This is a genomic window from Planococcus sp. BI3, from assembly GCF_056680115.1.
Genome location: NZ_CM155266.1, coordinates 3,248,355 through 3,272,994 on the forward strand (window position 1 = coordinate 3,248,355; position 24,640 = coordinate 3,272,994).

Annotated in this window: 23 protein-coding genes; 22 read left to right on the plus strand and 1 reads right to left on the minus strand. The window is 44.6% G+C overall.

Annotated elements, in window-relative coordinates:
- The first annotated feature begins 10 nt into the window (after positions 1-10).
- From AC1MEO_RS16285 to AC1MEO_RS16355, 15 genes are all read left to right on the plus strand, one after another.
- Entirely contained in the window at positions 11-997 is a 987-nt protein-coding gene (locus tag AC1MEO_RS16285) for a quinone oxidoreductase family protein (protein WP_480332405.1), read from the plus strand.
- 258 nt (positions 998-1,255) lie between these two features.
- Positions 1,256-1,462, plus strand: a complete 207-nt coding sequence (locus AC1MEO_RS16290; RefSeq protein WP_480332407.1) for a hypothetical protein — start codon at positions 1,256-1,258, stop codon at positions 1,460-1,462.
- 114 nt (positions 1,463-1,576) lie between these two features.
- Complete coding sequence (locus tag AC1MEO_RS16295; RefSeq protein WP_480332409.1) at positions 1,577-2,581, plus strand: thiamine pyrophosphate-dependent dehydrogenase E1 component subunit alpha; 1,005 nt, start codon at positions 1,577-1,579, stop codon at positions 2,579-2,581.
- A gap of 14 nt (positions 2,582-2,595) precedes the next feature.
- Complete coding sequence (locus AC1MEO_RS16300; RefSeq protein WP_480332411.1) at positions 2,596-3,576, plus strand: alpha-ketoacid dehydrogenase subunit beta; 981 nt, start codon at positions 2,596-2,598, stop codon at positions 3,574-3,576.
- 81 nt (positions 3,577-3,657) lie between these two features.
- Positions 3,658-4,821 carry a dihydrolipoamide acetyltransferase family protein gene (locus tag AC1MEO_RS16305; protein ID WP_480332413.1) on the plus strand — a complete coding sequence of 388 codons (1,164 nt, stop codon included), beginning with the start codon at positions 3,658-3,660 and terminating at the stop codon, positions 4,819-4,821.
- A 17-nt stretch (positions 4,822-4,838) separates the two neighbouring features.
- Positions 4,839-5,606, plus strand: coding sequence for an SDR family NAD(P)-dependent oxidoreductase (locus tag AC1MEO_RS16310; protein WP_480332415.1), 768 nt, complete (start codon positions 4,839-4,841; stop codon positions 5,604-5,606).
- 290 nt (positions 5,607-5,896) lie between these two features.
- On the plus strand, positions 5,897-7,045 hold the full coding sequence (locus AC1MEO_RS16315; RefSeq protein ID WP_480332417.1) for an acyl-CoA dehydrogenase family protein: 1,149 nt from the start codon (positions 5,897-5,899) through the stop codon (positions 7,043-7,045).
- 14 nt (positions 7,046-7,059) lie between these two features.
- Entirely contained in the window at positions 7,060-7,644 is a 585-nt protein-coding gene (locus AC1MEO_RS16320) for a TetR-type transcription factor C-terminal domain-containing protein (protein ID WP_480332419.1), read from the plus strand.
- Between the two features lie 13 nt (positions 7,645-7,657).
- A complete protein-coding gene (locus tag AC1MEO_RS16325; protein ID WP_480332421.1) occupies positions 7,658-9,160 on the plus strand; it encodes a class I adenylate-forming enzyme family protein in 1,503 nt (500 codons plus the stop codon).
- Positions 9,161-9,292: 132 nt separating this feature from the next.
- Positions 9,293-10,423, plus strand: coding sequence for a TRAP transporter substrate-binding protein (locus AC1MEO_RS16330; protein WP_480332423.1), 1,131 nt, complete (start codon positions 9,293-9,295; stop codon positions 10,421-10,423).
- Positions 10,424-10,477: 54 nt separating this feature from the next.
- Entirely contained in the window at positions 10,478-11,785 is a 1,308-nt protein-coding gene (locus tag AC1MEO_RS16335) for a TRAP transporter large permease (protein WP_480332425.1), read from the plus strand.
- Positions 11,786-11,903: 118 nt separating this feature from the next.
- On the plus strand, positions 11,904-12,305 hold the full coding sequence (locus AC1MEO_RS16340) for a TRAP transporter small permease (protein ID WP_480332427.1): 402 nt from the start codon (positions 11,904-11,906) through the stop codon (positions 12,303-12,305).
- On the plus strand, positions 12,302-13,483 hold the full coding sequence (locus AC1MEO_RS16345; protein ID WP_480332429.1) for an acetyl-CoA C-acetyltransferase: 1,182 nt from the start codon (positions 12,302-12,304) through the stop codon (positions 13,481-13,483). The genes AC1MEO_RS16340 and AC1MEO_RS16345 overlap by 4 nt, the downstream gene beginning before the upstream one ends.
- Positions 13,476-14,378: an NAD(P)H-dependent flavin oxidoreductase gene (locus tag AC1MEO_RS16350; protein WP_480332431.1), complete on the plus strand. Its 903-nt coding sequence runs from the start codon at positions 13,476-13,478 to the stop codon at positions 14,376-14,378. The genes AC1MEO_RS16345 and AC1MEO_RS16350 overlap by 8 nt, the downstream gene beginning before the upstream one ends.
- Positions 14,362-15,171, plus strand: coding sequence for an enoyl-CoA hydratase-related protein (locus AC1MEO_RS16355; RefSeq protein ID WP_480332432.1), 810 nt, complete (start codon positions 14,362-14,364; stop codon positions 15,169-15,171). The genes AC1MEO_RS16350 and AC1MEO_RS16355 overlap by 17 nt, the downstream gene beginning before the upstream one ends.
- 77 nt (positions 15,172-15,248) lie before the next feature.
- On the opposite strand, the gene AC1MEO_RS16360 is transcribed toward AC1MEO_RS16355, so the two are convergent.
- Entirely contained in the window at positions 15,249-16,403 is a 1,155-nt protein-coding gene (locus AC1MEO_RS16360) for a M20 family metallopeptidase (protein WP_480332434.1), read from the minus strand.
- 164 nt (positions 16,404-16,567) lie between these two features.
- Here AC1MEO_RS16360 and AC1MEO_RS16365 point away from each other — a divergent pair, with 164 nt between their 5' ends.
- Genes AC1MEO_RS16365 through AC1MEO_RS16395 form a run of 7 tightly spaced genes read left to right on the plus strand, consistent with a single transcriptional unit; the run spans position 16,568 to position 24,638 of the window.
- Positions 16,568-17,947 carry a M20/M25/M40 family metallo-hydrolase gene (locus AC1MEO_RS16365; protein WP_480332436.1) on the plus strand — a complete coding sequence of 460 codons (1,380 nt, stop codon included), beginning with the start codon at positions 16,568-16,570 and terminating at the stop codon, positions 17,945-17,947.
- Entirely contained in the window at positions 17,944-19,185 is a 1,242-nt protein-coding gene (locus tag AC1MEO_RS16370) for a M20 metallopeptidase family protein (protein WP_480332437.1), read from the plus strand. Before AC1MEO_RS16365 ends, AC1MEO_RS16370 begins: the two co-directional genes overlap by 4 nt.
- On the plus strand, positions 19,182-20,729 hold the full coding sequence (locus AC1MEO_RS16375; protein WP_480332439.1) for an ABC transporter substrate-binding protein: 1,548 nt from the start codon (positions 19,182-19,184) through the stop codon (positions 20,727-20,729). Before AC1MEO_RS16370 ends, AC1MEO_RS16375 begins: the two co-directional genes overlap by 4 nt.
- A gap of 45 nt (positions 20,730-20,774) precedes the next feature.
- Positions 20,775-21,689, plus strand: coding sequence for an ABC transporter permease (locus AC1MEO_RS16380; protein WP_480332441.1), 915 nt, complete (start codon positions 20,775-20,777; stop codon positions 21,687-21,689).
- 14 nt (positions 21,690-21,703) lie between these two features.
- Positions 21,704-22,609: an ABC transporter permease gene (locus tag AC1MEO_RS16385; RefSeq protein WP_480332443.1), complete on the plus strand. Its 906-nt coding sequence runs from the start codon at positions 21,704-21,706 to the stop codon at positions 22,607-22,609.
- Positions 22,610-22,627: 18 nt separating this feature from the next.
- Positions 22,628-23,596, plus strand: coding sequence for an ABC transporter ATP-binding protein (locus tag AC1MEO_RS16390; RefSeq protein WP_480332445.1), 969 nt, complete (start codon positions 22,628-22,630; stop codon positions 23,594-23,596).
- 10 nt (positions 23,597-23,606) lie between these two features.
- Entirely contained in the window at positions 23,607-24,638 is a 1,032-nt protein-coding gene (locus tag AC1MEO_RS16395) for an ABC transporter ATP-binding protein (protein WP_480332447.1), read from the plus strand.
- The last annotated feature ends 2 nt before the right edge of the window (positions 24,639-24,640 follow it).

Below are 24,640 nucleotides of genomic sequence, written 5' to 3' on the forward strand. Positions count from 1 at the left end.
GAGGCACAACATGAAAGCCATTGTCGTCAATCAAACAGGCCCACCCGAAGTGATGAAACTGCAAGAGGTGGATAAGCCAAAACCTGCTGCAGACCAAGTGCTGATCCATGTAGAAGCCATCAGTGTCAACTTTGCCGATATCAAAGCCCGCCAAGGCCAGTATCACGGCGTCTCCTCACATGCCGCTTTTACGCCGGGACTGGATTGTGCGGGAGTGGTCGTGGAAACGGGGGCACAAGTAACGCGTTTCAAGCCGGGGCAGCGTGTTATGGCATTCCCGGCAGGCGGTTCTTATGCTGAATTTGTCGTGGCACCGGAGAATTTAACCTATCCGGTACCTGATGAAATCAGCAGTGAAATTGCCGCTGCATCCTTGACTGTCGGCATCACGGCCTACAATGTCATTCAGCGGATGGCGAGGCTGGAAAAAGGTGAAACGATCCTGATCCATGCAGCAGCAGGCGGAATCGGTTCAACCGCCATTCAATTGGCTAAGCTTTTCGGGGCTTCCAGAATCTTCGGCACAGTCGGCAGCGATGAAAAAATAGACCAGGCCAAATCATTCGGAGCCGATGAAGTCATCAATTACCGATCAGCGGATTTTGTGGAGAAAATCAATACTCTGACAGAAGGGAAAGGAGTAGACGTCATTCTCGATACGGTCGCGGGAGAAAACTTTGAAAAGAGCTTGAACTGCCTGGCCACATTCGGCCGAATCGTCTCTTTCGGCCATGCCAATGATGGGTCAGTTCCAGGAATCGCAAAAACCGATCAGCTCCATTCAAGCTGCCGCTCTGTCATTGGTTACAGTACGGGCACTTACCGTAAAAACCGACCTGAATTTCTTAGGGAAGGAGCAGAAAAGATCACCGATTATCTGCTGCAGAACCAGCTTAAAACTGTGATTTCCAAAAGCTTTGCATTGGAAAATGCTGCGGAAGCGCATGCCCATATTGAGAGCAGGGCGAGCATCGGCAAGGTGTTGCTGATTCCTTGATTGTGGAAATTGAAGTTTGTGAATTCTATGAACAGGCGATGCGATTGAAGCGGAAATAGGATTTTTTTATAAGGGATTCCTGGGAACGAGAAAAATGCAGCTGACAAGCCCGGCCATTCCTCATCTTAACCCAAGTTTTCAGTTCGCATGAAATTTGCTTATATAGATAATGGCGGCGCCATTGCCTTAATCGATGAAAAAGAAAGGAGGTGACACTTTCTTTAAAGCGGATGGCAATACATGCAAGCGGAGAGAATTATGAAAGAAGCAATCAAGGGATTATTGAGAGCGCTTTCTTTTAAGGGATTCAAGCTTGCAGGAAAAGGAAGGCTGGGTATGAAGCCGCTTAGCATCGTCCCATTTGTATCGGGAAAACTCAAAAGCAATAGTTATGTTGTGACAGATAACGAATTATTTTGTGGAGTAATCGATCCAGGAGAAGAATCCACGGAACTAACAATGTAGAAGTTTATCCAGGGCGTGGGGAACCAACAACTATCGGAGTAGAAAAGAAGGCTAATCTCTTTCCGAATATCAAAGCATTTTTTTGAACCATCAAAAAAAGAGGAGTGAAAAAGAATGGCTGAGACATATGTGAAGGAAGTCGAAACGAAAAGCTATACGAAAGAAGTACTAGTGGATTTTTATACGACAATGGCGAAAATCAGAAAGTTTGACGAGAACCTGATCAAATTGATGGCTGAAGGAAAGGTTTCCGGATTTTATCATTCCGGCATCGGTTCTGAAGGGCTGTCAGCGGGCTCTATCCGGCAAAACCTGCGGGATGAAGATTATATCTACTACAACCATAGAGGCTGTAATCAGATGATTGCCAAGGGCATACCGCTATCGAAGATTTATGGCGATTTCCTCGGGACGATTGAAGGTACGACAAGAGGCCTGGGTGCGGGGATTGTCCATAGTGCGGATCCAGCTCGCGGTGTGCTCGGACAGGCAGGAACAATCGGTTCCCAATTAGGGTTGAGCGTCGGAACCGCCTATACTTCGAAATTGACTGGCAGCGATCAGGTGACAGTGGTGTATTTTGGAGATGGGGCAGCGTCGCGTGAAATGCTCCACGGTTCTTTGAACTGGGCAGGACTATATAAATTGCCGATCATCTATATCTGTGAAAATAACGAATACGCCATTTCCTGCCACGTATCGGAAACGCATTCCGTTAAAGAAAATATTGCGGATTGGGCCGACGGTTATGGAATCCCCAACTGCGTCGTAGATGGCAACGACGTGCTGCTGATGCATGAAGTTGTGAAAGAGGCAGTGGAACGTGCAAAACGCGGAGAAGGACCGACTTTCATCGAAGCTCAGACATTCCGCCATCGCGGACATTTTGAAGGGGATCCATACGATTATGTGGATGTGGAAATTCTCCAGAACTGGAAGGACACGAAAGATCCAATCACCAATTTTGCAGCTAAGCTGATGCTTGATAACGTTGTGACCGAAGAAGAACTTGAAAACATCAACAAAGAACTTGATGTGGAGATAGCGGAAGCTATTCAAAAAGCGGAAGCGGCACCAATGCCGAATCCTGAAAGAATCTACGAAGGACTATTCGCGTAAAGGGGGAGAAACGGATGAGAAAGATTACAATGCGTGCAGCGTTACTGGAAGCTTTGAATGAAGAGATGGAGCGGGATGAAACAACGGTTCTGTTTGGGGAAGACGTCGGTAAATTTGGCGGCATCAATGCCGTAACGAAAGGCTTGTATGAAAAGTTCGGCGGTACCCGTGTATTTGATACGCCGATTGCAGAACCGACAATCGTAGCGGCAGCAGTGGGAATGGCAATCACCGGAAATGCCCGTCCGATTCCTGAATTGCAGTTTGGTGACTTTGTAGGAATTGCTTTTGACGAAGTTTTCAACAAAATGGGGAAATGGCGTTTCATGCATGGCGGCCAAATGGAAATGCCGGTGACTTTGCGCTTGCCTATCGGTATTGCAGGTGGCGCAGGGCCAGAGCATTCACAAAGCCCTCAGGCATTATTCATGCACGGTCCCGGGCTTAAAATCGTTATTCCTTCCACTCCTTACGATGCGAAAGGGTTATTGAAAACCGCAATCCGCGACAATAATGCTGTATTATTCTTTGAACATAAAGTTCTTTATGATATGAAAGGCGAAGTTCCGGAAGAGGAATATTTGATTCCATTCGGCAAAGCAGACATTAAGCGCGCGGGTACGGATGTCACCATTATCGCAACGGCTCTGCAGGTCCATACGGCTTTGGAAGCTGCCGAGGAGCTGGCGGCGCAGGGGGTTGAAGTGGAAGTCATCGATCCGCGTACTTTGGCTCCTTTGGATATGGAGACAATCCTGGAATCAGTCAGAAAAACAGGGCGTGCCTTGATTGTCCATGAAGAACCGAAAACCGGAGGGTCTGGCGCTGAAATTGCGGCCCAAATCCAAGAAGGTGCCTTGTTCGACCTGAGTGCACCCATCAGAAGAATCGGCAGCCCGGATGTTCCGATTGCGCAGAGCATCTACCTTGAACAATTTTACACACCCAGTAAAGAGCAGATTATCAAAGTGGTCAACGAATTGATGGAATATTAAAAGCTTGGGCTGGACAAGGAAGTATTCCAAGCCAGCCCTTTTTGGATATTCCACGATTAATTTTTGAAGGGAGTGCATAAAATGTATGAAGTGAAAATGCCCCGTTTAGGCGTGACGATGCAAAACGGTACAGTTACCGAATGGCTGGTTGAAGAAGGTGCAGAAGTCAAAAAAGGTGAATATTTATTTGAGTTGGAAACTGAAAAATCGACATTGGAAATAGAAGCCCAGGAATCAGGTGTATTGAAAAAAATCATCGTTCCTGCGGACGTTGAAGTTCCGGTCAATACGGTCATCGCCATTTTAGGTGCACCAGATGAAGAGGCGGATTTGTCGATGTATACGTATAATGCCAAAGCCGCGCCTGCTGAAAAAACAGAGAGAGTTGTGAAAGAAGCGGCCGATCAGGATGAATCGAAGCCAACTGCGAGACAAGGCGGAGTTTCGCCGAGAGCGCGGAAACTCGCAAAAGAACTGGGCGTTTCGTTGGATGCAGTGAGCGGAACCGGAAAAGACGCAATTGTCACAGAAGAAGACATCCGAAATGCATCAGCTTCAAGCTCAACTATTAAAGTGAAAGAGACCATTGCACTCAACAGTGTGAAAAAAGCAATGGCACAAAATGTCCTGAACAGCTGGCAAAGCATTCCGCAATTCACTCAAATGGTATCTGTGAACATGGCAAATGCATTAGCGGTGAAAAAAGAACTTTCGGATATTTCATTAAATGACATCATCGTAAAAACTGTCAGCAATGCAGTAAAAAATTACCCGATCGTCAACAGCAAGCTGGAAGCCGACAATAAAATCACAGTTTACGAGGACGTGAATATTTCTGTAGCTGTCAACAGCTCACATGGGTTGGTGGTACCGGTAGTAAAAAATGCAGAGAGCAGATCGGTTCAGGAGATTTCTGCAGAGATCAAACGGCTGGCTGAAAAAGCGGAGAATAAAGAACTGGCGATGAGTGACTACGAAAATGGCACCATCACGATTTCCAATCTTGGCAGCCTTGGCATAGAATCGGGCACGCCGATCGTTAATAGTCCGCAATCAACCATCATCTTTGCCGGCGTAATCCGGAAGATGCCGATTGTCGGGGATAATGACGAAATTTCTGTTGCGCCGATTATGGTTTTGTCGATCTGCTACGACCACCGTTTTATCGATGGTGTGACAGGTGCCCATTTTACGAATGAAGTGAAGAAAGCATTTGAAAATTTAATAGTGGAAGAATTGAGCTGAAGAATAGGAGGATGACGATGAGGTTAGCAGGGAAAACAGCCATCATTACTGGGGCAGGAAGCGGTCAGGGAAAGGCGTCTGCTTTGCTATTCGCTGAACAGGGAGCAAAAGTTGTCATTGCCGAATGGAATGAAGAAGCGGGAAAGCAAGTGGAAAAAGAAATCACCGATGCCGGAAATGAGGCGATGTTTTTCAAAACGGATATATCAAACGAAGACAATGTCCAGCAATTGGTCAGTGCCGTTCAAGACAAATACGGCAGCATCGATATTTTATTCAACAATGCGGGCATCGGTTTTTCTTCCCGTTCCAAATACACCATGGCCTCTATTTTAGAGACACCATTGGATGACTGGAACAGTATTATGGGCATCAATCTGAATGGCACTTTTTTGATGTCGAAGTATGTCATACCTGTGATGATCGAACAGGGAAAAGGGAGTGTCATCAACAATTCTTCTTTAAATGGCATCATCGGCGTCACTGGAGCAGATGCTTATACCGCTTCCAAAGGCGGCGTTGTGGCATTGACGCGCGTGATGGCAGCTGACTACGGGAAGCACAATATCCGTGTTAATTGTATTTGCCCAGGTGCCATCAATACACCGATGATCAGCGAAGTGCTGGATATTCCGGAAATCGCAAAAAACTATGAGACAGGTCCGCTTGGCAGAGTGGGAGAACCAGAAGAAATTGCCGGGGCTGCTTTGTTTTTAGCTTCTGAAGATGCCAGTTATGTTACCGGGGTTATTTTGCCGGTCGATGGTGGATGGAGTACAGTATAAAGTAATAACTCAAGAACAGAAGAGGGCAGATGAACAGAATATATCAGTAAAAAAAGTTTAAGAAAATGGCTGCCACCCAAAACTTCGAGCAACTCCTGCTTGAGGTTTTTTTCTGCCTGATAGAATAATGTGGGGGAAATAAAAGAAACGGGTATTACAACCCGTTATTTAAACTATGCGTTAAAAATTAAAGTATTAGTGAAAAAGTTATTGCTTATTCAAAAATAAATAGGTAATATGAAATTAATATAAATTTTCAGATAATTATAAATTGTTGAAGGAGGAATTAGATGAACGCATCTTTTTTGACAGAAGATCATGAACTGTTCAGAAAGTCCTTAAAAAAAATGCTGGATAAGGAAGCCTATCCATTTTATGGAAAATGGGAAGAAGACAAGGCGATTCCAAGAGAATTTTGGCGCAAGCTTGGCGATAATGGATTCCTGCTGCCTTGGGTGGAAGAAAAATATGGGGGCTTAGCGTTGGATTTTTCTTATTCATTCATTTTGACAGAAGAATTAGAGCGAGTGGGAGTTGGATTGGCTAGTGGAGTTTGTCTTCACTCTGATATTGTAAGCCCTTACATATCTTCTTATGGAACAGATGAACAAAAGGAAAAATGGCTTCCGAAGAGTGTAACTGGTGAATTTATTTCAGCTATTGCGATGACTGAACCAGGTGCAGGTTCTGATTTAGCCGGAGTCAAAACGACTGCAAAACGAAATGGAGACCATTATATCCTGAATGGCGAAAAAACATTCATTACCAATGGGCAGAATGCGGATTATATTGTGGTGGTATGCAAAACGGATTTGAAGGCGGAACCTGCTCACAGAGGCATCAGCTTATTGATTGTTGAAAAAGGAACAGAAGGATTCCGGACGGGAAAGAAACTCCATAAGATGGGCATGCATTCGGGCGATACTGCTGAACTAATTTTTGAAGATGCCAAAGTACCGGCGAAAAATTTACTAGGCGAAGAGGGCAAAGGATTTTACTATTTGATGGAAAAGCTGCAGCAGGAACGGCTGGTTGTTGCATTGCAGGTTCAAATAGAAGCGGAAGAAATGCTGCGTTTGACGATTGATTATGTAAAAGAACGGAAAGCATTCGGAAGCCGCATTGCAGACTTCCAAAATACCCAATTCAAAGTCGCCGAAATGGCAACGGAAATTGATATAGGACGGACTTATGTTAATACATTAACTGAAAAACACATCGCTGGTGAAGAAATTGTTAAAGAGGTATCAATGGCTAAATGGTGGATCAGTGAGATGGCTAAAAGGGTTGCTGCTGAATGTCTGCAGCTTCATGGCGGATATGGCTATATGGAGGAATACGAAATTGCCCGGCGTTATCGCGACATCCCTGTAACGAGCATCTATGCAGGCACAACAGAAATCATGAAAAATATTATTGCCAAGAAAATTTTGGCTTAGAGGTGGAGGAAAGCATGAAGCTTGCGGAAAAAAGGGCTTTAAAGAAAAAAGAGGAAATATTGATGGCAGCTGTGGCTATCGTAAACCGCAGAGGATATTCGGGCGCCACAATGGAGGAAATTGCCGCAGATCTGCTGATGACCAAAGGAGCGCTTTATTACTACTTCAAAAATAAAGGCGATCTGATGTTCCAATGCCATAATCTTGTCCTTGGGGCGGCCATTGAAGAGCAGGAAGAACATATTCAAAAAAATGGTACAACAGAAGATATTTTAAGAGCTATGATTTTTACCCATATCGATTACGCAATCGAAGAAAAAGAGACCTTCAATATGATTTTGAAGCCTGAACAGATATTTACGGAAGAACAGTTGTCTGGCGTACTGGAACTACGGAAATTCTATTCCCATCTATTTGATCAAATCATTGAGAAAGGACTCACATCCGGCGAGTTCGAAGTAAATGATCCACTGATTTCCAGAATGATTATCCTTGGGTCGATGAACTGGATACAGCAATGGTATCGTCCAGGGGGAAGGCTTTCAAAAGAAGAACTGCAAAAGACATTTGGAGACTCGATCATTAAATTATTGAAATAAAGGAGCTGGACGAATGTTCATTACTGAAAATTTAGAAGCGAATGTCCAAAAGTACCCGGATAAAATTTATACCTCCTACAAAGAACGAGAATGGACCTATAAAGAGTTTTTCGAAAAAGCTCAGCGTGTAGCTGCTTATTTTCAGAACAAGGGATATCAGAAAGAAGATATCATCGCTTTATATTCGTTGAATTCAGATGTTTTTCTAGTCTGCTATTACGGCATCCAGCTCGGTGGATTTACTGTTATGCCGGTCAATACGAAACTGGCTGGACCAGAAGTGGAATATATTTTCTCGAATTCTGAAGCCAAAGGGTTGATTTATGATGTTCGGATTGAAGAGACAATCAATCAGACCAGCTATTCATTCGAGGATGTACTTACAATTGGAGGCGAAAAGGATTCATTAGGAGAGATCCTTGAAGATGAATCTCTTCTATTAACTGCTGTTGAATTAGCGGGTGAAGATACGGCAGTTGTCATGTATACATCGGGAACAACCGGAAAACCAAAGGGTGTAATGCTGACCAACAACAATGTGAAAGCCGCAGGTGAAATCTGGTCTGAAGCCATGTCGATTACAGAAGATGACCGGATGCTTGTCTCGACACCGCTTTTCCATTGTGCAGCGAGCCACGTATTTGTTGTTCCGGTGACTTGCAAAGGCGGGACAATCATCATTGAAGAAGCTTTCTCTCCCGATAAAACGCTCGATATGCTGCAGCGGAAAAAACCGACAATGTTCTTTGGCGTACCGGCGATGTTCAGTATTATTCTGAATCTCCCTGACATCAAACAAGTTGAACTGCCAAGCCTTCGCCTGTTCGGTTACGGGGCGGCTCCCATGCCCTATGAATTGGTGAAGACGCTGAAAGAAACGTTTCCGAATGTAGCCGTGCAAAATTTATATGGCCAGACTGAAAATTCTCCGGCGGCATCCACCTTGAAAGACCATCTGGCTTTGGAGAAAATCGGCTCAGTTGGAGAACGGCTGCCTCAAACAGATGTCCAGGTAGTGGATGAGTTTGGCGAGCCTCTTCCTATTGGACAGGTTGGAGAAATAGTAGTGAAAGGGCCTCAGGTTATGAAAGGTTATCTGAGAAATCCTGAAGCCACTCATCAGGCAATTAAAAACGGCTGGCTCTACAGTGGGGATTTAGGGAAATTTGATGAAGATGGGCTGTTGTATATCGTAGACCGGAAAAAGGATATGATCATCCGAGGCGGTGAGAACGTTTACCCGGTTGAAGTGGAAGAAGTCCTTTATCAGATTCCCCAGCTCATGGAATCCGCAGTAGTAGGGGTGCCGCATGAAGTGTATGGGGAAGTTCCGAAAGCCTATGTGGTAGTGAAGAATGGCCAGTCTATAACGGAAGAAGAGGTCAAAAGCTATTGTGCAACACAGCTTGCAAAATATAAAGTGCCTTTTGAAGTTGAATTTATGGAAGAGTTGCCAAGGAATGCTTCCGGTAAAGTATTAAAACATACATTACGGGCTAAAGAAAAAATTGGTTAAGGGGGAGACTGGAGGATAAGCGTTCTTTGCAAGTGACTATTATTGGAAATGGAAAAATCATGTTGCTGCCACTGGAGCCAAGGGACTAATGCTAAACGGAAACAAATAATAACACACAAAGGGGATTTCATTATGAAAAAAATGAAGTGGATGTCTGTTGTATTGGCAAGTGCTCTCGTATTAAGCGCCTGTGGTGAAGAAACTGGTTCATCTTCGTCGGGTGAAGCTACAGCAAGTGGAGAGGCGAAAAACTTTCGTGCATCTTCGGGGGTACCCGACAAGCATTTCTGGCACAGAGGTTTCTTTGAGCCGTTGACAGCGGCTGTTGAAGAAGAATCTGGCGGGCAAACAACATTTGATATTTTCACTTCTGGAGAATTGGTGACGCTCGGTGGGGAATTGGATGCGCTGAACTCCGGGCAGATTGATATTGCACTGACCTTGATGCCTCCCTATGATCCGCAGCGATTTCCTTATACCGAAGTGGTCATGCTTCCAACTTTGACTTCTGATGCTGGCATCGCGACTGAAGCGATGGCAAAAATGATGAAGAGTGACCGCGAAATTGCTGATGGAAAAACATATTACCAATTGGAGTTCGAGGATAAAAACCTTGTAGCTTTTGCGAATCCAGCAACAGAACCTTATGTACTTTCGACAACAAACCAAAAGTTTGAATCTGCGGCTGATTTTACAGCAGCACTTCGTGTTCGGACTGCTTCCCGCGTCCATGAAATTTTGGCAAAAGAATTGGGCATTACAGGCCAATCGATGCCGATTTCTGACGCTTATGATGCGTTAAGCCGAAATGCTTTGGATGGCATCATTTATAACGCTCCTGACTGGATTGCATTTGGACTGGATGAACTGATCAAGCATACAATCACGGGAGTTAATTTAGGCCATTTTGTCGGACATACGGCAATGACCCAGGAAACATGGGATTCATTATCTCCTGAAATACAGGAATCATTCCAGGAAAATGCTGAGTCGATTGTCCATGAAGGTGCGGCTTTAACGATGAGCGAAACAGAAGAGAATATTGCATCGAATAAAGAAAAGGGTGGAGAAATAACACATTTTGACGATGTCACTCCGGAAGTGCATGATTTGCTGGAATCAGCTGTGGTCAATTCTTGGAACGATTGGATTGAAGATTTAGATTCACAGGGGTTGGGCGGTAAAGAAATGGCTCTTCTATGGAGAGATATGCTTGTTGAATCTGGTGCAGTTCTTCCTCAGGATATTTTAGACATAGAATAGTTGAATCAGGAGCCTGAGTGCTCCTTTTTTAAAGTTAGAGGGGGGGACTTGTCTATGGAAAATATCATCATCATCATCTCGCTTGTTCTTTTTCTTTATTTTTTAATTGCTGGTCAATATATCAGCTCTTTAATGTTTTCAATCGGTATATTAGGGATTTTTTTGATTGGCGGAATGGACCTTTTGAGTGGTTTTTTGCAGAATGAACCTTTCACAAGGACAGCCAGCTATGCATTGACCACAATCCCGCTATATATTTTAATGGCGCAATTCGTCATGCAGGCAGGCATTGTCAAGGATTTATACAGTTTGATGTATACCATAGCACGGGGAAGACCGGGGCCATTGGGCGTGATGACCATTTTGCTCGGAGGATTATTGGGTGGGGTATCCGGATCAGGAACCGCAACTTCTGCTGCTCTTGGCCAGATTGCTGTGCCGGAGCTTCAAAAAAGAGGGTATCCGGATCATCTGGCTGGAACGATTGCGGCGGCAGCCGGTTCGCTTTCTGCCATCATTCCCCCAAGCGTCATTTTGATTTTATATGGGGTAGTAGCGCAAATATCAATTGGATCTTTGTTTACTGCGGCACTCATCCCAGGGCTTTTGCTCATGCTGGTCTTTTCTGTGGTCGCCATCTTCTACTTGCGGATGAACAGGGAAGCGCTGAATGCTGCTTCCAAAACATTTGTCAGTGACAATGTACCGGTTTCCCGCTACATTGTGGTAACGATTCTTGGATCATTAATGGGTATCTCCATTTTCGGTGGAATTTACCTTGGTATCTTTTCCCCAACGGAAGCAGGGGCTGTAGGTGCATTTATCGCCTTGATCATGGCTGCATTACTGGGGAAATTGAATTTGGATTTTCTGAGAACATCGCTGGTTGAAACAACAAAAATTACAGTCATGGCCATGTTCATTGTGATTGGGGCTTCACTTTTCGGCCGATTTATATCACTGTCTCTGGTACCCAGAAAAATCATTGATTTACTGGGGCCTCTTCTTGATTCTCCAACTTTAGTCATCATCATCATCATGGTCTTCTATTTCTTCCTGTTTATGTTTATCGAGGGAGTAGCGGTTATTCTGATGACTGTGCCAATTATCACGCCTATACTGGAGACGATTGCTGTAGATCCCTTATGGTTCGGAATTATGCTGACTGTTGTCTGTACGGTTGGAATGATTACCCCACCAGTGGGAATTAGTGTATATGCGGTTGGAGGGGTGTCCGGCATCCCTATTGAACGTTTATTTAAAACTTCAACTGTTTTTGCAGTGATTGCCACAGTGGTCGTAATTGGGCTATTGATTTTATTCCCAGGATTAGTGACTTGGTTGCCAAGCCAAATGAGATGATAGAGGTGAAATGATGACTTTTCTAGAAAAAATAAATAATATTTTTCGGAATGCAGGAAAATATTTTAGTGGAATCTCCATTTTCCTGATGATGTTGATTATTGTAGCAGATGTTTTTATGCGAAATGTATTTGGAAGCCCAATTTCAGGAACTTATGAAATTGTTCAGTTCTTTCTCATGCCGATGGCCATCTTTCCGGCATTGGGCTATGTCTACTGGGTAGGGGTTTTGCCAAGGCTTTCAGAAATAATTGCGAAATCACCAAAAGCTTTTCAGAAGTTTAATGATGTATTGATTCTTGTTATTGACTTGGTCGTATTTGCTTTATTGACCTATTATGGATTCCTGTTCGCCATGTCAGGATTTGAAAGCCAGATGGCTGTTCCATTAGGCGGAAGCTTGATCTCGGTTTGGCCGATTTATTTCTTAGTGCCTATTGGCTTTTTATTTGTTCTGCTAGAAGTGATTTTACGATTTTTCAAAAAACCTAGAATCGAGGAAGGGGAAGTTGGAATATGAAGAATGTCTACTTAATTGATGGAGCACGTACAGCTTTTGGCGGATTTGGCGGGTCATTCGCCCATACGGATGCCACTGAACTCGGAGCGGCGACGGCAGTGGAGGCCCTGAAGCGGTCGAACGTCAAAGCGGAGGACATCAACCATGTTTTTTACGGGAATGTCATTCATTCCAGTTTGAATGCCGCCTATATCGCCCGCCATATCGGTTTGAAAGCGGGTGTGCCGAAGGAAGTTCCGGCGCTGACTTTAAATCGACTCTGCGGCTCCGGAGCGCAGGCGGTCGTGGCAGCAGCGCAGCATATTCTGTTGGGTGAAGCTGATTTGGTGCTGGCAGGAGGCGCCGAGAATATGTCGATGTCACCATACTCGAACTTTGACCAGCGCTTCAGCAAGTCGAAAATGGGCAATCTGCAATTTGCTGATATGCTGACTGCGACATTGACGGATCAGTATACAGGCAGCGGCATGGGCATGACCGCAGAAAAACTGGCGGAACAATACAATATCTCGCGCGAAGAACAAGATGCTTTTGCTGTGGAATCCAATCAAAAAGCGGCACAGGCAAGCGAATCCGGTGCATTTGCGGAACAGATTGTCGGCGTTGAAGTGAAGACGCGAAAAGGTGTCGTTGTGGTCGATAAAGACGAACACATCAAACCCGATGCTACTCAGGAATCCTTGTCGAAACTTCGTCCATCATTCAAAAAAGACGGAACCGTCACCGCTGGAAACGCTTCGGGCATCAATGATGGCGCAGCGTCCCTCATCGTGGCAAGCGAAGAAGCAGTGAAGGAGCATGGCCTGAAGCCGATGGCGCGCATCGTTTCCTGGGGAGTGGTTGGAGTAGATCCGACCATCATGGGCATCGGACCTGTACCGGCCATCAAGCAAGCCTTGGAACGGGCTGAACTGACGCTTGATGATATTGACTTGTTTGAACTCAATGAAGCATTTGCCGCACAATACTTGGCGGTGGAGAAAGAGCTCGGCCTGGACCGTGACAAGGTCAACGTCAATGGCGGTGCGATTGCTCTTGGACATCCGGTAGGTGCGAGCGGTGCACGGATATTATTGTCGCTTGCATATGAACTGAAGCGCCGCGGCGGCAAATACGGAGTCGCCAGCCTGTGCATCGGCGGCGGCCAAGGAATTGCGGTGGTGATTGAACATGCTTAAGCTGCCGGTTATTGTGGCGCCGATGTTTTTGGTGTCAACACCCAAAATGGTCATTGAAGCATCAAACGCAGGAGTGATCGGGTCGTTTCCGCTGCTCAATGCGCGGCCTATCGAAACCTGTGCCGAATGGCTGAAAGAAGTGAAAGAATCGCTTGGAGAAAAGCCGTGGGCAGTCAATTTCATCTGCCACCGCGGATCGAATAAGCGGTACGGAGAGGATTTTGAGTTGATCCGCCAATTTGAACCGCCGATCGTCATTACGTCTCTCGGTTCGCCGGCCGATGTCATCGAAATCGTCCATGCGTATGGCGGGCTGGTCTATTCGGATGTCGCCAATATTCGCCATGCGAAAAAAGCGGCTTCGAGCGGAGTGGACGGATTGATCCTGGTCTGTGCAGGAGCGGGCGGGCATGGCGGCACGATCAACCCCTTCGCTTTTATAGCAGCAGTCAAAAAGTTCTATAACGGAACGATTATTTTGTCCGGCTCGTTATCTACCGGAGCGGATGTAGCTGCAGCTAGATTGATGGGAGCCGATTATGCCTATATGGGCACACGTTTCCTGGCAGCGGAAGAAAGCAGCGCACCGGAAGAGTACAAACAGATGGTCATCGATTCGTCAGTGGAAGACGTGCTCTATACCGATTCCTTCAGCGGAGTGCCGGTCAATGTGCTGATTCCGAGCTTAATCAAACAGGGAATCGACCCGAAAACCTTAAAGCCGAAAGATGAAATCGATTTGTCGCATTTGGTCAATGCCAAAGCATGGCGGGATATCTGGTCGGCAGGACACGGGGTCACCACCATCACCAAACGGGAGACAACAAAGGAAATCGTGGACCAATTGATTGTTGAATATGGGGAAGGGGTGGCTGAGCTTGTACGAAACGATTAAAACCGAGCTTCAGGATGGAATTCTGACATTGACCTTGAATCGTCCCGATCACATGAACGCCTATACCGAAAAAATGAATGAGGAACTGCTGCATTTCTATAAGGAAGTCAATCACGATGATAGCGTACGCGTCATTGTGGTGACTGGCAGTGGCCGTGCATTCTGCGCAGGTATGGACTTGTCGGAAGGCGGATCGACTTTCTCCTCCGAACAATCTTCCGACGAATACCGGGACCTCGGCGGCCAGGTCAGCCTTCAGGTATACGAAGTCAACAAGCCGATTATTGTAGCCATCAATGGGCCGGCTGTTGGAATCGGTATGACGATGACCTTGCCGATGGATATCCGGATCGTCAAAAAAGATACAAAAATCGGCTTTGTCTTCGGCCGCCGCGGAATTGGTCCAGAAGCCGGTTCAGGCTGGTTCCTGCCAAGAGTTGTAGGAATCGGCAAAGCGCTCGAATGGACGTTGACCGGCCGTTATATACCGACTGCTGAAGCAGTGGAAAGCGGTTTGATGCAATACGAATCAGAAGATCCACTTGCTAAGGCTTATGAAATCGCCCGGGAAATTACCGAAAACACAGCTGCCACTTCCAACAGCTTTACCCGGCAGCTGCTGTGGAAGATGCTGGGGCAGGATCATCCGCTTGAGTCCCATTTGGTCGAATCCAAGTTTCTGCACTGGGCCGGTCAGAATGCGGATGCAGATGAAGGCATCGGGTCATTTGTCGACAAGCGCAAAGCAGAATTTCCGATGAAGGCCAGTGAGTTGCCGGATTTTTTTGAATAACTTTATTTCTGAAATAAAGAACTGGACTCTATACAACCGATATTCAGTGTCGGAGGTATAAAATCCAGTTCTTTTTTTTATTTTGCTTCTCTTTTTCCCACTTCTAAACAAATTTCACTGATCAAGGCGCAGCGTTCACTAAAATGGTCAAAGTGGATATGTTCATGAATAGCGTGCGGGCCATCGCCTGGAATGCCTAAGCCATCGAGTGTTGGAATTCCAAGAGCTGAAGTGAAGTTGCCATCGCTGCCGCCTCCTGCTTTGGCCTCTTCTATTCCAATGCCCACCCGTGCTCCAGCAGCTGCTGCATGTTGGTAGAGCAATGCATTTGCTTCGGTTTTTTCCAATGGCGGCCTATTCAACTCTCCGCTAATGCTCAGGACAGCGGCACTATTAAAAGGCTTTAAATTTTCAAGGGTATGAATAATTTTTTCGGCTTCTTCGTAGGAAGTGACACGAAAATCAATTTCCGCTTCAGCCACTGCAGAAATAACATTGCTGCTGGTGCCCCCTTTTATAACCCCGACATTCAAAGTGGTTTCCTTTTCATAATTTGTCAGTTTTTCGAGTTCTATGATTTGCCGTGACAACTCGAGGATCGCGCTGACTCCATCTTCATGATGATTTCCGGCATGTGCGCTGATTCCCTGCACTTTGAGTGTATAGCGGCCAACCCCTTTTCTTTCAGTCTTTAAAGCATTGGAACCGAATACAGGCGGTTCCATTACTAAAACAGCATCACAGGTCTGAGCTACTTGCTCAATGATGGTGCGGGAAGTTTTGCTGCCAATTTCTTCATCAGCGGTAAAAAGAAAAACGGGTGTAAAGGGTAATTCATCAAGTTCGGATTGAAGGGAACGGACTGCCCAAATAGAAGACAGCAGACCTGCTTTCATATCGAAAACGCCAGGTCCATATATGTCATTCTCTTTTTCTACTAATGGAATTGCATCAACATCCCATACTGTATCAAAGTGGGACAAAAACAAAATTCTAGGTTTTTCATTGCCGCCTTCCAATTCCAACAAAAAGTGGTCACCAGTTCCTTGTTGTTCAAAAGTTTTATAATTCCATTTTCCGTTTAATCTATTGTGGAATATTTCCTTTAATAAATCTCCGCATTGATCAACTAACATTTTATTATGGCTTGGTGATTGAGCACGGACTAATCTTAATAAATCTTCTTTTATCTCTGAATTTTGAGATGACAAGTAACTTTTATAAACATTCATTCATTCTCCTCCTATAATTAATAATATTTATACATAAACACAAATAAATAAATAAATCAATTTATTTTGAAAAAACTGATAATTATATTGACATCTGTTGCTGAAAGAAGGTAAAGTTAATAAAAAATAAAGGAAATTGTCCATAAATAAAAGGAGGAGAGTTTTTGGAATCAAAAATTGATGAGTTTATCGAAAAAAATCGGGAGACGTATATTAAATGGCTGACTGAATTTTGCAAGATTCCAAGTGTCGCCGCCCAAAATAGAGGAATGGAAGATGCGGTATCCTATCTGGATGATTTATTCCAAGAAGCATTTTCACTAACACCGGAGAAGCTGCCTACTGCAGGATTCCCGGTAGTATACGCGGAGCTCGAAGGAAGGTCCGACAAAATTTTAAGTTTTTATAACCATTATGATGTTCAACCGGAAGATCCGATTGAATTGTGGGATAGCCCGCCTTTTGAACCCGCTATTCGGGAAGGTAAAATCTTCGCTAGAGGCGTAGCAGACAACAAAGGGAATTTGGTGGCCAGAATAGCGGCTATTCATGCTATCAAACAATTAGGCATTGAATTACCGATCGATATCAAGTTTATCTTTGAAGGTGAAGAAGAAATTGGAAGCCTGAATTTACCGGCATTTGCAAAAAACTATGCAGAAAAAATTCATGCAGATGGATGCGTCTGGGAGTTTGGCTACCGGGATGCTGATGGTGCACTTCAAGTTTCTCTTGGGGTCAAAGGCATGTTGTATGTTGAGCTGTCGGTGGAAGGAGCAAATACAGACTTGCACTCGGCACAAGGCGCAATTATAGAAAGCCCCGTCTGGAAACTGGTTTGGGCACTTAACACATTAAAAGATCGGGAGGAAAAAATAAAAATTCCTGGATTTTATGATGATATCGAATCGATTACGCAGTTGGATGAAGAAATGCTGAAGCATTATCGATTGGACGAAAAAGAGACTTTGAGGAAGTTGGGTCTTGAAAATTTTTTACTGAATCTAGAAGGGGAGCCATTAAAAAGAAAGCATGTTTTTGAACCGACCTGCAACATTTGTGGAATCGTTTCTGGCTACATAGGAGAAGGGACAAAGACTGTGCTGCCTTCTTCAGCTACGGCAAAATTGGATTTTCGCCTGGTACCCGGGCAAGACCCGAAAAAAATATTAATGCAGCTGCGGGGGCATCTTAATAATCAGGGCTTTGAGGACATAAAAATAAAAGTCACGAGTTCGGAGCGTGCTGCACGGACAAACCCGGATCAGGAAATTGTCAAAGCCATGATAGAGGTGGCTGAGCAATATTCTTATGAAAAACCGAATATTGTTCCCAATGCTCCAGGAACCGGACCGATGTACGAATTATGTCAAGCTCTTGGGATTCCTTCAGCTTCGTTTGGTGTCGGTAACTTCAAATCGAATAACCACGCTCCAAATGAAAATATCTTTGTGGAAGACTATATCGAGGGAATAAAAATGGTTGCAGCATTAGTATTCGAGTTCAGCAGGCAATTTGAAAAACAGGGGAGTGTGAATCGATGACGGCACAGGTGGACAGCATAAAAGAATTCAAGCAACTGAAATCATCACATCCCGATTGGCACGATTCGATAGAAGCTGTTTTTGATGAAGTAGTCGCAGTTCGGCGCGATCTTCATAAGCATCCTGAACTGGCTTTCGAAGAAACTAGAACAGCAGGCATTGTAGCTGATTTGTTAACAAAATGGGGATACGAGGTCAGGGAAGGGGTCGGGGAAACAGGGGTAGTCGGCTTGCTTCATGGCGCAGCTCCAGGCCCAGTGATCGGCTTGAGAGCCGATATGGACGCCCTTCCCATGAACGACAAAATAGATCAGCCATACCGCAGTATAAATGATGGCGCAGCTCATACATGCGGACATGATGCACATACTTCCATCCTATTGGGGGTAGCGAAGCTATTCGCTGCAAAGGGGCTGGAGTCGGGGACTTTGAAACTGATTTTTCAACCGGCTGAAGAAATTGGACAAGGCGCAGATGCGATGATTAAGGATGGTGCATTGGATAATCCTGCAGTCGATGCAATGGCTGGGCTTCATGTCCATCCTACTTTGAAAACTGGTGAGTTTTCAGTGACTGAGACAGAATACAGCTGTGCCGCTGTTGATATTTTCGAGCTCGTCATCACAGGAGCCGGGGGCCATGCAGCACATCCACATCAAACTGTAGATCCTATTATAATTGCAGCTCAAGTACTCATTGCCTTACAGCAAGTCGTTAGCCGGCAAACCGATCCCCTCGATTCTGTAGTTCTAAGCTTTGGGCAAATCGAAGGCGGAACTAAAGCGACAATTATTCCGGATTCGGTATTGCTGAAGGGTACTGTACGTACATTAAAACCAGAGACAAGGGCCCAGATGCCCGGAAAAATAGAATCAATTGCCACGGGAATAGCGAGAAGTTTTAAAGGGGATGCTGTCCTTACTTACCATCATGTCACACCATCTATCAAAATTGATGAAGAAATGCGAGGACTGTTGACTGAAACAGTGAGTGAGTTGTTCGGCGCCAATGCGCTTCAAATCGCCACCCCTTCCATGGGAGGCGAGGATTTTTCTTACTTTTCCCAAAAGGTGCCTTCCGTCTTTTTTCGGTTAGGGACGAACAGTGGGGAACAGACTGCTTTTCCGAATCATAATAGTCGTTTTGATGTAGATGAACATTCGTTCTTTTACGGTATTTCGGTTTTAAGTTTATTGACACATAAATTCTTACAAACCAAAAAGGGGGAAAAAGAATGAAGAAACAGCTCTGGTTATTGCTTTTAGTATTGACGCTGATTATTGCAGGATGTTCAGGTGGAGAAACAAGCAGCACAGAAGGTGAAGAACCGGTAGAAACAAGCGACAGCAAAACTTTGGTGATCGCGAATGGTACTGACATTGTGACATTTGATATTCATGATCACAATACCACTTCTACGGAGGCTGTCCATGTTAACATGTTCAATTACTTGGTGACTAACCAAGGAGAAGAAGGCTTCCAGGCTGATTTAGCCGAAAGCTGGGAAAATATCGACGATACGACGTGGAGCTTCAAACTGAAAGAAGGCGTGACTTTCCATAATGGTGAAGAGCTGACCGCTGATGATGTGAAGTATACGTTAGAAAGAGTAGCGAAAGACGACACGCTGCTTGAGCACGGCAACTACAATCAGATTGAAGCTGTAAATGTAATAAGTGATTATGAATTTGAAATTGTCACAGTAAATCCAGAACCGGCACTATTAAATCGCTTGTCCCGATTAGGATCAGCTATTTTGCCGCAGGAGTATATTGAAACAGAAGGCTGGGAAGTATTCTTAGAAAACCCGGTTGGAACAGGTCCTTATAAATTCAAGGAATGGCAAAGAGATGACCGTTTGACACTGGAAGCGAATACGGAATACTTTGGTGATGCACCGAAATGGGAAGAACTCGTTTTCCGAAGCATACCGGAAGATTCGACCCGTGTTTCTGAACTGTTGACGGGTGGAGTTGATGTGGCTGTAAACATTCCGCCAACGGACGTGGCACGCATCGATGAAACCGAAGGAGTCACCACCGTCCAGTCGCCGACACAGCGTGTCATGATGCTGGTATTGCGAACAGATGATGATAGCGTGACCGGGGATCCTTTAGTACGCGAAGCGATTGACCTGGCAATTGATAAGCAGGCGATGGTCGATTCATTGCTGGAAGGAGCAGGGACCGTTACACGCACCCGTGTCACTCCAGGAAATGTCGGAGCGAATGAAGATCTTTATGGCCAATCACTCTATGACCCAGAAAGAGCTAGAGAATTACTTGCTGAAGCTGGATATCCAGATGGTTTTGAACTGACATTGACGGGACCGAATGGAAGATATTTAAAGGATAGAGAAACAGTCGAATTAATCGCTGCTATGTTATCTGAAGTGGGAATCACAGTCAATCAGGAGTTGATTGAATGGAGTGCCTTCAACCAACGCTACCAAGAACGCGATTTTGCTGAAATGTTTTACATCGGTTACGGCAACTCCATGTTCGATGCTTCGCTGGCATTGGATAGGCTGACAATTGAGAACGCTGAAGGTGAAACCGATTATGACAACCAACAAGTAAATGATTTATTGCTTGCTGCAGAACAGAACATGGATGCGGAAGAGCGCGAACAGCAATATCAAGAAGCTCAGGAAATAATTGCTGAAGATCGTCCTCAAATTTATATGTTCCAATTGGACGCTATTACAGGCATCAACGAACGACTTGAGTTTGAGCCGCTCCTGAATGAAATGTTCTATGCTGACTCAATTACACTGAAGTAAAAAAAGGGGGATTCCCCCTTTTTTTTCGATAGGAGGAGGAAATCGATGAAGTATTTAGTTCAAAGTATGATAAAGACCATTCCTGTACTACTCCTCATAACTTTAATTGTTTTTTTACTTATACGTGTGACTGGGGATCCCGTTTCCTTAATGCTTCCAGAAACCGCTACAGAAGAAGAGCGTGATTCTTTAAGAGAGTCGATGGGATTAAACGAGCCTTTGCCGATTCAATATTTCAGTTATCTGGGAGACTTGGTGACCGGTGACTTTGGAGATTCATTCCGCTACAATACAGACGCACTTAGCCTAGTATTGGAAAGGCTGCCTGCAACCTTTGAGTTGGCCATTGCCTCGATGATTGTAGCCATTATAATTTCCGTACCATTGGGCATTTTATCGGCGGTTAAGCGAAACAGTTTTTTCGATTTATTCATTACAGGAGGTGCAGTTTTAGGGAAGGCAATGCCTAATTTTTGGCTGGGCATTATGTTGATTCTCTTTTTATCTGTCACATTCCAAATTTTCCCTGTTTCTGGCAGAGGGACACTAGGACATTTAGTATTGCCGGCAATTACGTTGGGGACAGGAATAGCTGCAGAGATGACAAGGCTTATAAGGTCCAGTATGTTGGAAATTTTAGAGCAGGACTTTATTCGTACAGCCCGCAGTAAAGGGCTAGGCGAATCGATTATTGTCAACAAGCATGCATTTCGCAATGCTTTGATTCCTGTAGTGACCATAATGGCACTTCAAACCGCTACATTGGTAGGTGGAACCTTGATTACAGAAACTGTTTTTGCATGGCCGGGACTCGGTCAATTGCTTGTACAGTCAGTAAACTTGCGGGATATGGCAGTTGTACAAGCTGCTACCTTCATCATTGCCATCTTTGTTATTCTCAGCAATCTATCGGCAGATTTAATCTACCGGTTCTTGGATCCGCGCATTAAATATGAATAAAGGAGGGGCTCAAGTTGACGCAAGCATCAGACACAACGATCAACCAACAAAAAGGTGCAGCTCAATCCTCCTTTAGGAAGCTGGCTAACCGCTTATTCAGAAGCAAAACTGGAATTACCGGATTGATCATTGTAGTGACGGTCGTATTGATGGCTGTATTTGCGCCTTTACTGGCACAGCATGACCCTGCTCAAACCAATGTGGTGGACCGTTTGCTGCCGCCTTCATGGAGCGAAGGTGGATCGCCCGAATTTATTCTCGGAACAGATAATTTGGGCCGGGACATCCTGAGCCGGATTATTTATGGTTCGCGCATTTCATTGTTTATTGGTATTACGGCAGTGTTACTTGCGGGTGCCATTGGCATGGCGCTAGGTTTGATTGCAGGCTATTACGGAAAAGTATGGGATTTCGTGATCATGAGAACTGTAGACGCCCTGCTGGCGATTCCAAATATCCTTTTCATGTTGATTATTCTAGCAGTTCTTGGACCGAGCCTTACAACATTAATTTTGGTGCTTGGCGGAACGACCTGGGTGGTTTATGCAAGGATGGTGCGAAGTGAAACGCTGAGCATTAAAGAGCGTGACTATGTTAAATCGGCGAAGGCGATAGGAGCAAAAGATTTCCGTATTATCATGAAGTACATTTTGCCGAATGTTATTTCCTCCTTTATTGTTATTGCAACGTTGAATGTTGCCACCACTATTATTCTTGAAGCTAGCTTGAGTTTTCTGGGACTTGGAATCCAGCCTCCCGATGTTTCCTGGGGACTTATGCTAAGTGATGGGAGGGAATACATCGCAACTAGCTGGTGGGTCGCTACATTTCCTGGAATTGCCATAACCATAACAGTGCTCGGTGTTATATTCCTGGGGGACTGGCTGCGTGATGTATTGGATCCGAAAATTAAAGAATAAATGGAGGTGAGTGGCATCATGAGCAATGAACTGTTAAAAGTCGAAGACTTAAAAGTTCGTTTTAAAACAGATGAAGGCTATGTTTCGACAGTCAATGGCGTAAGTTTTTCAGTGGAACAAGGGGAGACCTTAGCGATTGTCGGGGAATCAGGAAGTGGGAAAAGTGTCACTTCTCTTGCTTTAATGGGAATCTTGCCGGCTAATGGGGAGATTTATGAAGGTGCGATTACATTTGAAGACAAAGATTTACGAAGCCTAAGCAAAAAAGAATATCGAAAAATGCGCGGCGATGACATTGCAATGATCTTTCAAGAACCGATGACCGCGTTAAATCCGGTTTTTACTATCGGCTATCAGTTGAGGGAAACACTGATTGTGCACAATAACATGACGAAGGAACAAGCGCATACTAAAGGCATTAAGATGCTGGAAACAGTCGGAATACCAGATGCAGATCGGATAATGGGAAGATTCCCACATCAGCTGTCAGGAGGGATGCGCCAGCGGGTCATGATTGCAATGGCTTTATCCTGCAATCCCAAACTGCTTATTGCAGACGAGCCGACAACGGCTTTGGATGTGACTATCCAAGCTCAAATTTTAACCTTATTGAGAAACTTAAAGAAAAATTCGAATACAAGCATCATCATCATCACCCACGATTTGGGGGTTGTAGCTGAACTGGCAGACCGTGTGGTTGTCATGTATGCAGGTGAAGTAGTAGAAGTGGCGCCTATCCAGGAATTATTTGATAATCCCCGGCATCCTTATACAAGAGGGCTGATTTCTTCAATTCCGAAAATTCACGATGTGGTGGATGAATTATATTCCATTGAAGGGACAGTTCCTAATCCTTCCACTATGCCGGCAGGTTGCAAATTTCATCCGCGCTGTCCATTAGCGGATATTGAATGTACAAAAGTTCATCCGGAATTAGAATACGTTTCAGAAAAGCATGCAAAACGCTGTATAAAAGTTAAAGGTTAGGGGTGGCTGTATGCAATCAACAGAGGAAAGAGTGATTATGGAAGTTATAGACTTGAAAAAGCATTTTGATCTGACAAAGGGCTTTATTAAAAAAACGCATTCAAAAATAAAAGCTGTAGATGGTTTGAATTTTCAAGTCTATAAAGGTGAAACACTTGGCATAGTAGGAGAGTCGGGATGCGGCAAGTCAACTACTGGTCAATTGATGCTGGGACTGCTAGATGCGACTGAAGGTCATATTTATTTTCAAAATGAAGATATTTCAGCCATGTCACAAGAAGAGCTGCGCAAAGCCAGAAGAGATCTGCAGGTGATTTTCCAAGATCCATATTCATCTTTAAATCCGCGGATGACCGTGGAGCAAATTATCGGAGAACCACTTGTAGTCCACGGCTTAGCATCGGGCAAAGAGTTAAAAAAACAGGTTCGCGAACTTATGAAGCTTGTTGGGCTAAGAGAACACCAAATGAAATTATATCCTCATGAATTCAGTGGTGGCCAGCGCCAGCGCATAGGAATTGCGCGTGCGCTGGCATTAAAGCCGAAAGTAATTGTCTGTGACGAAGCTGTATCAGCTTTAGATGTATCCATACAAGCTCAGATTTTAAATTTATTGAAAAAACTGCAAAAAGAAATGAATTTGACATATATATTCATTGCGCATGGGCTGCCTGCCGTTCGCCATATAAGTGACCGCATCGGTGTAATGTATTTAGGGAAAATGGTTGAGCTTGCTGATCGAAATGAATTATTTGAGCACCCGCTGCATCCCTATACGTATGCATTGCTGGATTCAGTACCGATACCAGATCCCAAACTAAGAAAAGAGCACCAATTGATAAAAGGGGAAATTCCAAGTCCGATCAATCCTCCTTCAGGCTGCCCTTTTCACCCCAGATGTCCATTTGCGACTGAAAAGTGTAAAATAGAAGTTCCGGAATATCGGGAAATCTTGCCAAATCATTTTGTCGCCTGTCACTATCCTCTTTTGCAGGAAGATACGAATGTGTTGCCCGATTCAGGTCTTTCCAAAGTAAAATGAAA

Coding starts and splice junctions, on each gene's coding strand:
- AC1MEO_RS16285 (WP_480332405.1), top strand. CDS start 11: ATGAAAGCCATTGTCGTCAATCAAACAGGCCCACCCGAAGTGATGAAA.
- AC1MEO_RS16290 (WP_480332407.1), top strand. CDS start 1,256: ATGAAAGAAGCAATCAAGGGATTATTGAGAGCGCTTTCTTTTAAGGGA.
- AC1MEO_RS16295 (WP_480332409.1), top strand. CDS start 1,577: ATGGCTGAGACATATGTGAAGGAAGTCGAAACGAAAAGCTATACGAAA.
- AC1MEO_RS16300 (WP_480332411.1), top strand. CDS start 2,596: ATGAGAAAGATTACAATGCGTGCAGCGTTACTGGAAGCTTTGAATGAA.
- AC1MEO_RS16305 (WP_480332413.1), top strand. CDS start 3,658: ATGTATGAAGTGAAAATGCCCCGTTTAGGCGTGACGATGCAAAACGGT.
- AC1MEO_RS16310 (WP_480332415.1), top strand. CDS start 4,839: ATGAGGTTAGCAGGGAAAACAGCCATCATTACTGGGGCAGGAAGCGGT.
- AC1MEO_RS16315 (WP_480332417.1), top strand. CDS start 5,897: ATGAACGCATCTTTTTTGACAGAAGATCATGAACTGTTCAGAAAGTCC.
- AC1MEO_RS16320 (WP_480332419.1), top strand. CDS start 7,060: ATGAAGCTTGCGGAAAAAAGGGCTTTAAAGAAAAAAGAGGAAATATTG.
- AC1MEO_RS16325 (WP_480332421.1), top strand. CDS start 7,658: ATGTTCATTACTGAAAATTTAGAAGCGAATGTCCAAAAGTACCCGGAT.
- AC1MEO_RS16330 (WP_480332423.1), top strand. CDS start 9,293: ATGAAAAAAATGAAGTGGATGTCTGTTGTATTGGCAAGTGCTCTCGTA.
- AC1MEO_RS16335 (WP_480332425.1), top strand. CDS start 10,478: ATGGAAAATATCATCATCATCATCTCGCTTGTTCTTTTTCTTTATTTT.
- AC1MEO_RS16340 (WP_480332427.1), top strand. CDS start 11,904: ATGCGAAATGTATTTGGAAGCCCAATTTCAGGAACTTATGAAATTGTT.
- AC1MEO_RS16345 (WP_480332429.1), top strand. CDS start 12,302: ATGAAGAATGTCTACTTAATTGATGGAGCACGTACAGCTTTTGGCGGA.
- AC1MEO_RS16350 (WP_480332431.1), top strand. CDS start 13,476: ATGCTTAAGCTGCCGGTTATTGTGGCGCCGATGTTTTTGGTGTCAACA.
- AC1MEO_RS16360 (WP_480332434.1), bottom strand. CDS start 16,403: ATGAATGTTTATAAAAGTTACTTGTCATCTCAAAATTCAGAGATAAAA.
- AC1MEO_RS16370 (WP_480332437.1), top strand. CDS start 17,944: ATGACGGCACAGGTGGACAGCATAAAAGAATTCAAGCAACTGAAATCA.
- AC1MEO_RS16375 (WP_480332439.1), top strand. CDS start 19,182: ATGAAGAAACAGCTCTGGTTATTGCTTTTAGTATTGACGCTGATTATT.
- AC1MEO_RS16380 (WP_480332441.1), top strand. CDS start 20,775: ATGAAGTATTTAGTTCAAAGTATGATAAAGACCATTCCTGTACTACTC.
- AC1MEO_RS16390 (WP_480332445.1), top strand. CDS start 22,628: ATGAGCAATGAACTGTTAAAAGTCGAAGACTTAAAAGTTCGTTTTAAA.
- AC1MEO_RS16395 (WP_480332447.1), top strand. CDS start 23,607: ATGCAATCAACAGAGGAAAGAGTGATTATGGAAGTTATAGACTTGAAA.